This is a genomic window from Mycoplasma sp. 773 (assembly GCF_053851515.1).
This window is the reverse complement of record NZ_JBSQAV010000001.1, coordinates 36037-51228: the sequence shown is the minus strand read 5'-3', so window position 1 is coordinate 51228 and position 15192 is coordinate 36037. Positions and strand designations below refer to the sequence as shown.

Here is a 15192-nt window from a genome sequence, read left to right as displayed (position 1 = left end):
TAATTATAATTAAAAAACGTCTTGTATGTATTCAACATAAAAGACGTTTTTATTTATTTTCTTCTTAATTTTTTCAACGCATTAATTGCAGCATTGGTTTCAGCTTCTTTTTTAGATTTACCATAACCCTCGCCATATCTTTGAGATTCATGCAACACAATAGAACCAAATTCATTGTTAGGAAGCATTTCGGTAACATACTCAATTCTAGAATGACTAAATTGTTGTAGCAATTCTTGCAACTCGCTTTTAGGATGCACATGGGTCTTGTTACATTGCAAATTAAATGATTCTCATAATGTTAGGTCAGTAATTTTCTTTACCCCCTCAATACCATAAACCAAATATATAGCACCTATAAATGCTTCATAAAGATTAGATTTTGTTTTGATATTAGTTCCATTGGAAAATGCAGAATTACCATATCTTAATCATTTAAATAATGAGTACTTTTCAACAATTTTGGCAAGGTTATTTTTATCTACTATACTACTTCTTAATTTACTTGCTAAACCTGCCTCATATTGCGGAAATTTATTGGCAATTCAACTTGTTACAATAAATTGTAATACACCATCTCCAATGAATTCAAGATATTCATTATGAGGTCTTGTCTTATGTTCATTCGTAAAAGATTTATGTGTAAATGCAGTTATTAAAATAAACAAATGTTCATCACTTAATTCTTTTGTTTTTACTCCCAATTGTTTTAAAAAGGGCAAGACATTATCTAGGATTTTTAAATCACTACCATTAAATTTCATTATTTTCAATATCCCCCAATTGCTTTGAAAGGTTCTTTATAAAATCTTCCTTTTCTAGCAAAAGCTTAATTTGGTTTAATGCGTTTTCAAATGCTAATTCATCAGAACCGCCGTGAGCTTTAACAACAATTTTTTCTAAACCAATTATATATGCACCGCCAATATTTCGGTAGTCAAATTTTTCTTTAAATTTTTTCAAATCATTTTTTAAAAAAAGACCCGCTATCTTTGTTTTTATATTTTTATAAATTATTTTCTTGAGAAGTTTCCCAAAATTAATAAATGAAGATTCAAGAGTTTTTAGAAATATATTTCCTTGTTGTCCTTCAGCTAAAATAATATCAACCTTTCCGGCAATAGCATCATTAGGCTCAATAAATCCATAAAAATTAATTTTCTTATTTTCCTTTAATAGCGTGTAAGCGTTTTTGATATTTTGGCTACCCTTATATTCCTCAGTGCCAACATTTAACAATCCAATACTTGGGTTAAATTTTTTAAAAATTAATTCAAAATATTTACTAGCTACAATAGCTCAGTTGTTAATATATTGAGCTGGTGTATCAATATTTGCGCCGGCATCTAATAACAGGGAAAAATGGTCAGACATTGTAGGCAATATGGGCATAAAAGCAGGTCTAAAAACGTTTGGTAATCTTTTTGTTTTTAGGGTTGCTAATGAAATAAAAGACCCGCTATCACCGCTGCTCAAGATTGCATCAAAATCATTCTCATTTAAATAATTAAAAGCATCCAACATTGATGATGGCTTTTTTAAAACGTCTCTTATCGAAGAATTGATGGTTGCTAAATTGGGCGAATCAATAATTATAAAATCTTCTTTTTTTATTAAATAAGTATTGTTTTTAATTTCTTTTTCAATAAGTTTTTTATCGCCAACTAAGGCAATTTGATAATCCTTATTTTTACTCATAAAAGCCAATGCGCCTTGGATTGCCTCTTTATAACCATTATCATTATTCATTACATCGAAAACTATTTTTTTCATTTCAATTCTCCTATTCCGCTGAAATTAAATAAGGATAAATACTTTGACCACCATTGTGTATTTCGATATCTACATCAAAATTTATTTCAATATAATTTTGTAATTCATCTATATCTGACTCAGTAACATCTTGGCCATAAAAAATGTTAACTAATTGCGTTTCGGGAGTAATTAATTCATGAAGTAATTTTATTGCTGCACCATTAAATGTTGGATCTGTATCTTTCAATCTCCCTTCTTTTATAGCCATAAAATCACCGGCTTTAACCTTAATACCGTTGAGTTTAGTAGTTTTAATTGAAGGAGAAACCTCGCCATAATGAATATTTAAAAGAGCATCATTCATTAGCTGTTGATTATCAGAAACACTATTTTCCTCACTATAGTTAAATAAAATACTTAGTGTTTGAGCCTGTGATTTTGTTGGAATTACTATAATTTCTTTATCTTGCACGATAGTTGAGGCTTGTTGGGCTGAGAGGATAATATTTTTATTATTTGGAAGAATAAAAATAGTTTCAGCTCTTACGGCGTTAATAGCGGATACAATGTCATTTATTGATGGGTTATTAGTTTGCCCACCTTCAACAATATACGAGACACCATTTTCTTTCAAAAGATCAATAATGCCAGTTCCAGAATTGCATGAGATTACAGCGGTCTTTTTTATTGGGCCGCAATCATGTTGATTATCGTCACAACATTGATCATTACTATTATTATCATTTTTATTTCTTTTACTATCATTAGCTTGTAAGGTCATATTTTCAATCTTAATTTTTATAAATTGTCCCAAGCTGTTGGCAATATTTAAAACATCACCAGGTCTAGTGACATGAATATGAACCTTTAAAAATGAGTCATCCTGCACAAGAACCATTGAACTACCATGTTTCTCTAATTTCGAAATTAATAAATCCTTTTTGAATTTTTTCTTATTTTTTAATTCGACAATAAACTCGGTGCAATAACCAAACTCACCATCAAAAACTTCATTATCAGATATAAATTTATTTACCTCAGTTTGTTTTTCCAAAAGCGTAATAGGTTGACCTTGAAAGTATAAATGCATTCCCTCAAGAATAACATACAAACCTTCACCTCCTGAATCAGTAACCTCAACTTCTTTTAAAACCGGTAATAGATCAGGTGTATGATCGCAACTTATTCTAGCAAGTTCCACGGCAACACGTGAAACGTCAGTAATATCACTATCAATAAGAATTTTTTCTTTCAACCCTTCTGATGTTTGTCTAATAACAGTTAATATTGTCCCCTCAACAGGTTTTAAAACAGCTTTGTAAGCGTATTTATAAGCCTCCTCAAACCCTTTTACCAAATCATAAGAATTTATCTCTTTTTTATCCTTGAAAGCAACTGCGAAACCTTTGAAAATTTGGCTTAAAATTACCCCAGAGTTACCTCTGGCGGAAAATAATAATGATTGACCTATTTGACTGGAAATATCAGAAATATTGCTAAATTCATCTGCCTTAATATTTTCAACTGCAATAATTGTTGATGTCATATTCGACCCTGTATCACCATCAGGCACAGGGAAAACATTCAATGCATTAATAAGATTTTGTTTGTTGCTTAAATTATAAGCACCAGACAAAATAGCGCCCAGCCATTGTTTTCCGTTAATTTTTTTCATTACTTATTCCTTTTATAAAAACACAAAGTTTTGATAATTTTATATTTTCGCTTTTTAGCTTGTAGGTTAAGATTTGGTATATTTCTTCCACTAGGTTTTTTGCATTTAAGTTTATCAAAATTATTAATCCAATAGTTACAGAAATTCCGTTTTTTTGTTTCGGCATCTTTTCCACAACTATTCCCGTATTAGCAAAATTAACCATATTTGTTTCATCCAAAGCCTTAAAATCAACTACGCCAGCAATTGAACCAATTCAGTTCTTAATATCTGTTTCTAATTTTTCTAACATTGAAACCTCTAACATTAATTTTTGATGTAACTTCTTTTTATTGGAAACATATTAGTTAGTTTAGCTACTTCTTTTTTAATAACTGTTTTTAAATTCTCATTATTTGGATCTCTTAACAACTTATCCATTAGGTTAGCTAAAATGATAAATTCATCTTCGCCAAAACCACGAGAAGTCATGGCGGCCGACCCTAATCTAATGCCACTAGATACTAATGGTGTTTCTGTATCGTTCGGTATTGAATTCTTATTAACGGTGATATTGCATTCTTGTAATACTCTTGATGCTTCTTTACCAGTTAAACCATATGTACTTTTAACATCAATCATAAAAAGATGATTTGCTGTTAAACCAGAAATAACTTTCGCTCCTTTATTCATAAAAGTTTGACAAAAAACTTTTGAATTAATCAATAACTGTTTTTGATAATCAATAAATTCAGGTTGAAGCGCTTCATAAAAAGAAACAGCTTTACCAGCAATTTGATGAAACAAGGCTCCCCCTTGGCAACCAGGAAAAACTGCCTTATCAATCTTTTTAGCCAATTCTTCATCATTTGTTAGAATAATTGCACCTCTTGTCCCTCTTAGTGTTTTATGAGTTGTTGTCATAATCACATCGGCATAACCTACTGGTGATGGATGCAATTTTGCTATCACTAACCCCGAGATGTGCGATATGTCTGCAAATAAATATGCACCTACTTCATCTGCAATATCTCGAAATCTATCAAATTCTACAATTTGCGAATAGGCTGAGTATCCGCATATAATCATCTTAGGTTTAACCTTTTTGGCTATTTTTAAGACTTCATCAAAGTCTATTACTCCATTTTCGTCAACCGAATAAGTATATGATTCATAAAAAATTCCGCTAAAAGAGATTTTGTAACCATGAGTCAAATGACCTCCTGAATCAAGAGAAAGACCTAATACTCTATCGCCCGGTTTTAACAAGGCCATGTAAACAGCGGCGTTAGCAACTGATCCTGAATATGGTTGAACATTTGCAAATTTAGTACCAAAGAGTTTTTTTGCCCTTTCCTGTGCTAATGTTTCAATTTGGTCAATAAATTCGCAACCTCCATAGTATCTTTTATTAGGGTATCCTTCACCATATTTATTTGTCAAACACGATCCAACAGCATTTAGTACTTGCTCAGAAACGTAATTTTCTGAGGCAATTAATTCAATATGGTCAGTTTGTCTCTTTGCTTCATTATTGATTATTTCTGCAATTTCTTTATCAATTAGCGAAATTTTCTTATACATATAATCTCCTTGGAAAGTAAATATTTTATTTTGGCTTAATTTAAAACTAATTTAGATATAAAATAAAAAACTAAACTTAATTTAGTCTAGTAATGTTCTTTTTGCTCTTTCTTCTTGTTCAAACTGTAATTTTTGTTTTTCTTTTTTCTTTTTTTCAATATGTTTAAACACAAGCAATATTGGTAACGATAAAAATGCAAGACCAACAGCTGGCATGACTCTGTAAGGCCACTCTTCAACGCCTGATGAAACTAAGAACGAAGCCATAGCAATTGCGAATGGAACTAAAAAAACAAATGAACTACTGCTATAAACCTTAAATTTAAAAACTATTAAAGAAACAACTGCAGTTTGAATAATAACAATACCAATAGCAATAGGCAAGAGCATAGACCATCTTTCCATTTTTTTTGTTATTTCAAATGCCCATCCATCTCGGCCGAGCAAAATAAATAAAATAAATGAAGGAATTGCTACTAGGAATAAACCAGTTAAAGCTATCTTTCAAGAGCTAGATAATGCTTTTCTTTGCTTTTGAACCTCAAGTGTTCTATAGTTATTAATGTTAATTTTTTTATTTTTTCATTTTTTATTATTGGACATATTGGTACCTCAATACTAATAAAGCTTTATTTTTATTAATTTTATCAAAATTAAAAAAATATTTAACTATAAGGCTTTTTACAATAAACTTACACTTTTTTTAAAAAGTTATTTTATATGCTTTAATGATTAATTTTTATTCTTATTTTTACTCTTAAAACTTTAATAAAAATTACTAACAAACTTGTATTGTAAAATGAATAATCGTGCTTAAAATAAAATGAAAACAATTTATTAATTCATTATAAATTTATTATCAAAAATGGCTTTTATAACAACAACATTGAAAAAAATATTTTTTGCTAAGCCTTTTTAAAATAGTTATTATAATAATTTATATTATTATTTTTAAGTCTTCATTGAAAAACGGAAAGGAAAATAATGAAATTAATTCAAGTTGAATCACATGGTTTTAAATCCTTTGCTGATAAGGTTACATTAAAATTCGACGGCGGTGTTGTTGCAATTATTGGACCAAATGGCTCAGGTAAATCAAACATTAATGATGCTATCAGATGAGTTTTAGGTGAAACTAGTTCAAAAGTTTTACGTGGTGACAATATGGAGGACGTAATTTTTGCGGGCTCAAAAACAGAAAAGGAAATGAATCGCGCAGAAGTCATACTTACTTTTGATAATCGTGATCGTGCCGCTAATATTCCCCATGATTTTTTTACAATTTCTCGTGTCTTAAATAGAGGAAAAGGTGCTAATGAGTACTATATAAATGGCGAAGTAGCAAGACAAAAGGACATTAAAGAAATTGCTATGCAAAGTGGCATTTCAAAATCATCATTAGCAATTATAGGGCAAGGAACTATTTCTGATATCGCTGAGGCAACACCTGAAAGAAGAAGAGAAATTTTTGAGGAAGCATCTGGAACATCGATGTATCGCTCAAAAAAACAAGAAGCATTGCGCAAATTAGAAAGAACGCAAGAAGCCTTAGATCAAATAGCAATTGTTGTACAGGAATTAGAAAAACAAATAAAACCTTTGCAAAAACAGGCTGAGAAAGCAAAGAAATATAAAATAATGAGCGAACAACTTAAAGAAGTTGAAGTCTCATTGTTAGTTCACGATTTTATGGCTCATTCAGAAAAGTTAGATGAACTAAACGCTAATTCAATGATTTATAGTCAAAAAAAAGAGGATCTTGAAATAAAAATCAAACTTTACAATGATATAACAAAGCAAAAAAACGATCTCATGGTCGAACTCGATGCTGCGATTATTAATCTAACTTCTCGCATTGATGAAATAAGTAGAGAAATTAATGATTTAGAAATAAGATCTGCAAGGGAATCAAAACAACGTGAAATGCTTATTAGTGGAAGTATTGAAGCAAACGTAGAGCAAAAAAGAGAAGCCCTAAAAGACGAATTAAGTAGCCTAAACACAAAAATTTCACTTTCTAAAAATTTTATTAAACAACAAAAAGAAAAAATCAACACCATTAATCAATCTATCTTAAATATTTCGGCTCAAAAAAATGACCTTAAAAGAGAACTAGATAACGACAAAGAAAAGCTACAAAAAATAAATTCAAAATTAGATTATATTCATGAAGTAAAACAAAGCAAAAGCAATTTACAAAAAGGGACAAAAAATATTGTTGAAAACTCGCATTTATTTAAAGGATATAAGGCTCTAGTTTCAGAAATTATAAGCGTTGATGCTAAATTTGGCCTTGCTATTGAAACAATTCTAGCAGGAGCCTTACAACATATAGTTGTTGATAATTCTGAAACAGCTGTTAAGGCTATTGAATTCCTAAAAGAAAATAATGGTGGTAGAGCAACTTTTATTCCATTAGCATCCATAAATCCTAAATACGTTTCGGAACACCATATTGTTGTAGCCCAAACTCAAAAAGGGTTTTTGGGTATTGCATCAGAGTTAGTTTATACTGAACGTGAGTTTGATATTTTAAGAAAATTTTTATTAGGCAATATCTTGGTTGCGGATAATATTGAAAATGCTAATAGATTATCACAGCTACTTGAAAAACGCTATATGGTTGTCACTCTCGAAGGAGACATAATTAGAGTTGGTGGTGTTTTAAGTGGGGGGCAAAAAAGCGACAACATATCAGCATTTGGCCTTGATGAGCAAATAAAAAAGATTGAATCACTGAAACCAGAACTGTTAAAAATAATTTCTGAACGTCAAACAAAATTAAATGATCTAGAACAAGAAATTCAAAAATTACTTAGTTTATTCTCAAACTTAAGCCTTAATTTATCAAAACAAGAACTTATACAAAACGATGATTTGGCAAAATTTGATGAATTAAGAATTCAATATGAAAATATATCAAAAGAAAAAATAGAAGAGCTAGAGACTGTTAACATTGCATATGAAATTCAAAAACTAGTACTTGAAAGAAGCCATCTTTTAACAAACAAAACTTCTCAAAATGAATTATTACAAGTTGCTAAAAAAGAGTTTGCAGAAGCAAACACAAAACAAAGCGCGGCTAATAATGATTTAAATAAACTCATTAGTGAAAATGCTATCCAAATAGCAGAAAAAGCAAAATCAGAAGCAGCTATTAATTATGCAAAACAAAGACTTTCAGAACAATATAATATGCTTTTTGAGACAGCAAAAGAGTTTTATATAGCAGATTTAGATTTTGAAATAGCAAGAAAAATCGTTTCTGATTTAAAAAATGATATAAAAGATCTTGGCCATGTAAGTTTGGACTCAATCGAACAACTCAAAGAAACAGAGGATAGATACGATGAAGTCAAAAAGCAGGAAAAAGATATTGTTGAAGCAAAAACAACAATTGAAGAAGTTATTAGTGAAATGGATAAGATAATAATTGAAAGAATAACTAACACCGTTGATCTTGCAAATAAGGAAATAAAGTTTGTTTTCTCAAAAATGTTCGGTGGTGGAATGGCAGAAATCAGATACACAGATCCAGAGAATCTTCTAGATAGTGGAATTGATGTTGTGGCACAGCCGCCTGGCAAATCTATCAAAAATTTAAAACTTTTTTCTGGGGGTGAGAAAGCACTTATTGCAATTTCACTATTATTCTCCCTATTAAAAGCAAAGCCATTGCCATTATGTATATTAGATGAAGTAGAAGCCGCACTTGATGAAGCAAATGTAATCCGTTTTGCAGAATTCTTACAAAATCTTAAAGAAAAAACACAATTTATCGTTATCACTCATCGCCAAGGCACAATGGAAAGGGTTGATAAACTTTATGGTGCAACAATGCAGAAAAGAGGTGTTACAACTTTCTTTAGCGTAAACCTAGCTGAAGCATCAAGATTAATTGAAAAGAATTAAATTAAAGCAATTAAAAAATGATGCAATATAGGTTTGTTATGTACAAAAATAGCAAGATGAAAAAGTAGACATCCCTCCTATGAGGGTGTCTACTTTTTCCTATGTTTTCTAATTAAATCTTAAACTTTTTGTGGTTTTTTAACTAAAACAAGTTTATATTGATTTTTCGGTACCGTAGATAATTTTTATTTATTTTTATTTTGCGTTTTTAGGTGTTTTTAGAAATCCAAGATGACCAACACCTGTTCGATGAAGAAATGTATATTTTATTAAAAATTCATCTGTTTCTTTATTGTCAAACGTTATTTTGGTTAAAAGAAAAATTCCTGGTTTAGTTTGGTTTTTGTATTTATGAACTCAAGCCTTAAATTCCAAAATATAATTTTTATTTCTATCTCATCTTGTATTTTTTTCTTTTGGGTCAAAAATATTTGTAAAATGTTTATCTTTATATTGAGCATAAAAGGCAGCTTCTGTTTGTTTTTTTGTTTCAGGTTTTTTTAGCATTTCAATAACTTGATCTTCAGTGTACATGGTTGTTTCTAATTTTGTTTTATCTATTTTTATTAGATTAGCACCATTTTTTAGCTCATCAATAAATGTTCACAATTGTGTTAATGCAATATTGTAATCGTGCATTTTATGAATATCTAAATTTGTTGACAAGGTATAGTAAGCATCATTTTGGTTTTGTAACCAAGTTTTATATGTGATTTTTTCTCCTAATTTTTTAATAGCGTTTTTACGATATTGAATTAATTTGCCAAAATCTCCGTGAGTGATTTTTCTTTCATCTATTTGTTGTTTGGTTATAAATTTATTTTGTTGAAAAAGTGGAAATTTTTCTCCGAATTCTTTAAGATCTGCAAAACTAAATAGCAAAATGTTTAACATTCTAAAATAGTTATTGACATCTTTTTTGTCTTGTAATAATTGTCTTATCGTTCTTTTTGATGGATCAATTTGTTTATAATAGTTATTTATGCTATTTTTAATGTCATTAGCAGCGACACCGTTAGACGTAAATAAAGACTCATCATAAATATTATTCATCTTTTGTCATTCTTTATTTATATATTCTTCAAAAGTATCTAGGATTTGTTTTTGCTTTTGTTTTTCAAATGAAGATATTAAAACCTTACTATATTTTTCACTTAAATATGTTTTACTGTTATTTTTCAAAGCAAAAACTATCTCGTCTGCTAATGAGTTTAAATGTTTTTGTTTGTTTTCATCTACCTTAATCTTATTGACATTAATATCTTTATTAAAGATGTATTCCTGTCCTTCTAATGAAAAAGAAAATCTAATTCCTTCTTCCTCTTTTGAGGGGTCGTATTTTTGATATAGATATTGATTATAATAATTATTAACTATCTTTTGGATCTGTTCATTTGAAGGCTCATTATAATCAAAAATAATATCTGGAGCAATGTTTTTGAAAGCATTCTCGTCTAACTTTATAGATGGTTTATGAGGTTTTTTATCATCTGTTGAAGGATTCGTTTGTTTTTGTGAATTTTGTTTTCCTATTTGTCTATTAAAATCTTCTTCTGTAATCGATTTATCGATAGAAGGCTTATTTAATTCTTCTTTATCAAAACCTAACAGTTCAATTGATGAAGGTGTTTGGGGTGTCTTTTTTGGTTTTTGAGAATCTTGCGGATTAACTGGATTTGATGGGTTATTTGGTTCTTTTTTTGTAGCGCAAGATATTGTCATAATAGGAACTAATAATGCAGATGAAGTTCCTAAAAGAAAAAGTTTAGATTTTTTTGTCATCTTATTACTCCTTAATATAAAAAATATTTATTGTAATATTATATATATATATATATATATATATATGTTGCATTTTTATGCAATTTTGATACGTAAGACATAACAAATAAAAACAATTCATTTTTTAAAAAGATTTTAAAGCCAATAATCAATTATTAAAAATATATTCTTATCTATATTTTTGTAACAAAAACCAATATTTATTGAAGCTATTTCTATGATTTACTTTGCGTTAATATTTTTTTTAAAAATTAATAAAAATAAAAAAAGACTTGAATTTCAATAAAACTTTCAAGTCTTTTGTTTCATCAGGTTTTTTAATTTTCTTATTAATTTTTAAATTTAATAAAAAGTAACTACTTTTTTAAGGGTATATTTTTTAAGGGTAATGGTGGTATAATTAAATATATATTTTTTACATTATAGAGGTATATATGTACGGTCTTGTTTTTTATCTAAAAAAAGAATTATTAATTAGAGAATATGGAGTCGGCGAGGAAAATTATAAACAAGCATATGAAGAAATAAGGGATATTTTAAGACACTATGGTTTTCACTGATTGTCAAACAGCTTTTATTTCTCACGTTCAATAAATAATTTATTACAAATTACAAAAGCCTTACAACATATAAAAACTATTCCTTGATTTAAAAAATCACTAGTTTCGCTTCATGTTTTTAAAATGGAAGACTTATCAAACTTTACTGAATATATAATTGATGAAAAGTAAGTTTTTGACTTACTTTTTTAAATTTAAATTTTATTAAGATTTCTTTTCTAGTAAAACTAGAGTTTCAATATGTTGAGTTTGTGGAAACATATCGTAAGGCTGTACTTCTATTAATTCATATCCGAAACTTGTTATATTCTGTAGATCACGAACTAATGTTTTAGGCTCACAACTTAAATATATTATTTTCTTAATATCAGAATCCTTAATTGATTTAATAGTTTCTGAATCTAAACCTTCTCGAGGCGGATCAAAAATCACTAGATCAATTTTTTCTTTATTTAAAATAAGCCACTTATTTGCATCATCATTTATTACTTCGATATTAGAAATTTTATTTTCTTTAATATTTTCAATAGCCATTAATGATGATTTTTTGTTTATCTCAACCGAATAAACCTTACGACATTTATGCGCAATAAAGCAAGCGATTGTGCCAACTCCACCAAAAGCATCCAAAACATTCAATTCATTACTAGGTATTCAATCACTTATCTTTTTATATATATTATTCATAACCGTTTCGTTTATTTGATAAAAAGTATCATTAACAACATTAAACACTAATTTTCCAAGTTCATATTTTATGCCATTATGATTTAGCAAATTAATCCACTTATTAGAAGTTGTATTAAAGAAAGTTACTTTATAGCTTAGATTGTCCTTTAATAAGGCTTCAAATAATTTTATATTTTCAGGACTTAAATCTTCCTTAATATGAAGAATTATTTCAATACAACAAAATGAGCTTTTTGGCGATCTTAAAGTAATTTTAAATGGTTTAACCTGAAATATAAGATTTTTAAAATCTTTTTCAAAATCTGTTTTTGGACTAATTAGCACTTTTTTATAAAATTCCCTAATTGCAACAACCGCAAGTTCCATTTCTGTTTGCTCAACTAGATCATGGCTATATTTTTTAAAAAAACCTATTTTTGGACCTTTTTCATCATATTTTATTTGCAACGAAATTTTATTGCGGTAAAACCATTGGCAATTTGATTCAAGTATAGGTAAAACTTTTGTGTAATTTAAATTTCTTTCAAATAAATTCTTAATAATATATTGCTTAAATTTTAACTGGTTTTCATAATTAATCCCAGCTAGTGGAGTAGAACCTGTTTCATACAATAAAACTCTTGAAGGTTCCATTTTTTCTCTCAATAATGAACAAGTTCTATATTTTTTTACTTTTGCAAAACAACATTTTTTAGAGCAATATGTTATTTCGATATCGACTTCTTCATCAGGCAGTAAATTATAAACAAATATAGGAACTTTAAAATCTCTTATTATCCCTAAACCTTCATATGAAAGACCTAAATAAAAGGGTTTTGATTCATTTTTAACCCATTTCAATATTTGGCCTTCTTTTAGTTCGACTTTTCTACTATAACCCATTTTTCACCTTTTTTTACTTTCCTAAACAAAATTTATTAAACATATTATCCAATAGAGATTCGTTATCATGCTCTTTGTTTAAAATTTCTCTAAGTAGTGACCATGCTTTATTAATATCAAGTATTACAATCTCAGGGCCGAAACCTTTATTCATACTTAAAATCGCATTATTTAATTCAATATAGCACTGCTTTAACAAACCTAATCTTCTAGTATTATAAATTAATTCCTTGTCATTATAATCAAGATTTAAATAGTTTTTTACCAAACTATTCTTTAACTCTCAAATATTTTTATTTTTTGCTGATGTTAATATATAATCAGATGAAACTTTATCATTTAATAAATCACTTTTATTCAATACTGGAATATATATTTTTCCTTTTGACATTTCTTTTATTAATTCATCTTCTTTGTTTTCTTTTTGACCTGGGTTAAATAAATGGACAATAATTTTTGCTTCTTTAATTGCATTTAATGAACGATCTATTCCGATTGATTCTATTTTATCTTGAGTTTTTCTAATTCCTGCAGTATCTATTATTTTAAAAGGAATTCCATTTATTTCATAATCGCCTTCAATAATATCTCTTGTTGTTCCTTCGATATCTGTAACAATTGCTTTTTCTTTATTTAATAATAAATTTAAAATTGAAGATTTCCCGGTATTAGGTCTTCCGACGATAGCCACTTTTATTCCATTATATACATCAGTTGCAAATTCTGATTTTTTTATTATTATTTCAATATATTGTTTTAAATTTGTTATTAACTTTAAAAGTTTTGTTTTATCCATTTGCTCAATATCATTATATTCTGAGTAGTCAATGTTTATTTCTATAATTGAAATAATATTAATTAGTTGCTCTTCTAATTTATTAATTAATTCATTATCTTTATCTTCAAATTGATTAATAGCAATTTCTGCTTGTATATTAGTTTTTGCATGTATAAGAGAATTTATAGCTTCTGCTTTTTCAAGACTAATTTTGCCATTTATGAATGCTCGTCTTGTAAACTCACCACGAGTTGCTAATCTTGCTCCATTTGAAATTATTAAATTTAAAATTTTATTTGTAACAATTATTCCACCATGAGCATTTATTTCGATTGTATCTTCTCCTACATAGTTTTTATTACCGATAAAAAAACTAACTAAGACTTCATCTATTTTTTTGTTAGTTATTGGATCTATTATAAATCCATAAGTTATTGTTTTATCTTTCCCGATTTTTCCTGTATAAATTTTTTTAATTATACTTATTGCCTCAGGTCCTGATATTCTTATAATCGATATGGCTTGATTAATATTGCCAGAAGAAATAGCTGCTATAGTATCATTATAATAATTAATATTCATAGAATTTTAATTATATTAAAATTATTAGAAAATAATTTAAAATAAAAAAGAAAAATATATGTTTATTCTTTTGTTTAATTAATAATAAAAATAATAAATGTCGATAAGTCGAAAAAAATAAAAAAACCTTAATTTTAAAAGAAAAAAAGTTTTTTTAGTGTCAATTGTTTTGTTTTTTATTTACTATTTAATAACATTTCTATTCTTTGTTACTTTATTGCTAAAAAACAGAATTATTTTTTAAAAAGCATTTTGTTAATTAATGCTATACTAATATAAGCAATGTGGAAAAAATGTAAATATTTTTTGTATGTTTTTTTGATAATAAGTATTATGCTATTTATCTTAAGTTTTTCGATTATGTTGCCAATAATTATTAAACCTTTTTACTATTATCATTTATCTAATCTGGATTACAAAAATATCAAATTTAATAATGGTGAACTAAATTATGATCAACTTAAATTAGCATATAACGAACTTTTTAATTATTTAGTTTTGTTTAAGAAATTTGGGACTGGGAAATTAGATTATTCATCTTTAGGGATGGCGCATTTCGCAGATGTGAAAAGACTGATTTTAATAGATTTTATTATTTTGGGTTTTTCTTTATTTACAATTCTTTTAGTTTTTTTAATATCAAAATTTACAAAAATAAGAATAAAAATTATTAAATCTTGTTTTATTGCTTCGACAATTTTACTAGGGGTGCTGATTATTGTTATAGGGTTGGTAATTAGTAATTATGATGTTGCTTTCCGTAAGTTTCATGAATTATTTTTTGCTGGTAAAACAAATTGAATATTTGAACCTTCAAAAGATGAAATTATTAAAATTTTACCTTCTACTTTTTTTAAGAACAGTGCTATTTTTATAGCATCAGTAATTATTTTTTGAATTTCTCTTTTTATTTTTTTACAATTAATTTTATTTTTAAAACGAAAGAGAAAACAATCTGTTTTGTTACATTAAAAAAACCTCCTTCTTTTTTAAAATACAAGAAGGAGGTTTTA

General features: G+C 27.6%; 12 protein-coding genes. 3 read left to right on the top strand and 9 right to left on the bottom strand.

All coding sequences use genetic code 4. The features are described from left to right. Window positions 1–53 precede the first annotated feature (53 nt). The 6 genes from rnc to ACWXVJ_RS00175 form a co-directional block, all read right to left on the bottom strand. Window positions 54–764 carry a ribonuclease III gene (rnc, locus tag ACWXVJ_RS00200; RefSeq protein WP_455965946.1) on the bottom strand — a complete coding sequence of 237 codons (711 nt, stop codon included), beginning with the start codon at window positions 762–764 and terminating at the stop codon, window positions 54–56. Further along, window positions 754–1773 carry a phosphate acyltransferase PlsX gene (gene plsX / locus ACWXVJ_RS00195; RefSeq protein ID WP_444704900.1) on the bottom strand — a complete coding sequence of 340 codons (1020 nt, stop codon included), beginning with the start codon at window positions 1771–1773 and terminating at the stop codon, window positions 754–756. Before plsX ends, rnc begins: the two co-directional genes overlap by 11 nt. A 10-nt stretch (window positions 1774–1783) precedes the next feature. Continuing rightward, a complete protein-coding gene (locus ACWXVJ_RS00190) occupies window positions 1784–3430 on the bottom strand; it encodes a DAK2 domain-containing protein (RefSeq protein ID WP_455965944.1) in 1647 nt (548 codons plus the stop codon). Beyond that, window positions 3417–3722: a hypothetical protein gene (locus tag ACWXVJ_RS00185; RefSeq protein WP_438340502.1), complete on the bottom strand. Its 306-nt coding sequence runs from the start codon at window positions 3720–3722 to the stop codon at window positions 3417–3419. Before ACWXVJ_RS00185 ends, ACWXVJ_RS00190 begins: the two co-directional genes overlap by 14 nt. Before the next feature lie 14 nt (window positions 3723–3736). Next, a complete protein-coding gene (gene glyA / locus ACWXVJ_RS00180) occupies window positions 3737–4993 on the bottom strand; it encodes a serine hydroxymethyltransferase (protein ID WP_455965942.1) in 1257 nt (418 codons plus the stop codon). A gap of 81 nt (window positions 4994–5074) precedes the next feature. After that, window positions 5075–5596, bottom strand: coding sequence for a hypothetical protein (locus ACWXVJ_RS00175; RefSeq protein WP_438340500.1), 522 nt, complete (start codon window positions 5594–5596; stop codon window positions 5075–5077). 381 nt (window positions 5597–5977) lie between these two features. On the opposite strand from ACWXVJ_RS00175, the gene ACWXVJ_RS00170 reads away from it, so the two are divergent. Beyond that, entirely contained in the window at window positions 5978–8905 is a 2928-nt protein-coding gene (locus ACWXVJ_RS00170; protein WP_455965940.1) for an AAA family ATPase, read from the top strand. 195 nt (window positions 8906–9100) lie between these two features. Here the strand turns inward: ACWXVJ_RS00170 and ACWXVJ_RS00165 are convergent, their stop codons facing one another. Then, the gene (locus tag ACWXVJ_RS00165; protein ID WP_455965938.1) at window positions 9101–10687 is read right to left on the bottom strand and encodes a hypothetical protein; all 1587 of its coding nucleotides are present in this window, start codon (window positions 10685–10687) and stop codon (window positions 9101–9103) included. A 434-nt stretch (window positions 10688–11121) separates the two neighbouring features. Here ACWXVJ_RS00165 and ACWXVJ_RS00160 point away from each other — a divergent pair, with 434 nt between their 5' ends. Next, window positions 11122–11418 carry a hypothetical protein gene (locus ACWXVJ_RS00160; RefSeq protein ID WP_438340497.1) on the top strand — a complete coding sequence of 99 codons (297 nt, stop codon included), beginning with the start codon at window positions 11122–11124 and terminating at the stop codon, window positions 11416–11418. Window positions 11419–11451: 33 nt separating this feature from the next. Here the strand turns inward: ACWXVJ_RS00160 and rlmD are convergent, their stop codons facing one another. Continuing rightward, the gene (gene rlmD / locus ACWXVJ_RS00155) at window positions 11452–12819 is read right to left on the bottom strand and encodes a 23S rRNA (uracil(1939)-C(5))-methyltransferase RlmD (RefSeq protein WP_455965936.1); all 1368 of its coding nucleotides are present in this window, start codon (window positions 12817–12819) and stop codon (window positions 11452–11454) included. Window positions 12820–12832: 13 nt separating this feature from the next. Next, window positions 12833–14179, bottom strand: coding sequence for a tRNA uridine-5-carboxymethylaminomethyl(34) synthesis GTPase MnmE (gene mnmE, locus ACWXVJ_RS00150; RefSeq protein WP_455965934.1), 1347 nt, complete (start codon window positions 14177–14179; stop codon window positions 12833–12835). 282 nt (window positions 14180–14461) lie between these two features. Between mnmE and ACWXVJ_RS00145 the strand changes: the two genes are divergently transcribed. Then, window positions 14462–15151 (top strand): TIGR01906 family membrane protein, encoded by a 690-nt coding sequence (locus ACWXVJ_RS00145; RefSeq protein ID WP_455965932.1) that lies wholly within the window; start codon window positions 14462–14464, stop codon window positions 15149–15151. Window positions 15152–15192: the final 41 nt, after the last annotated feature.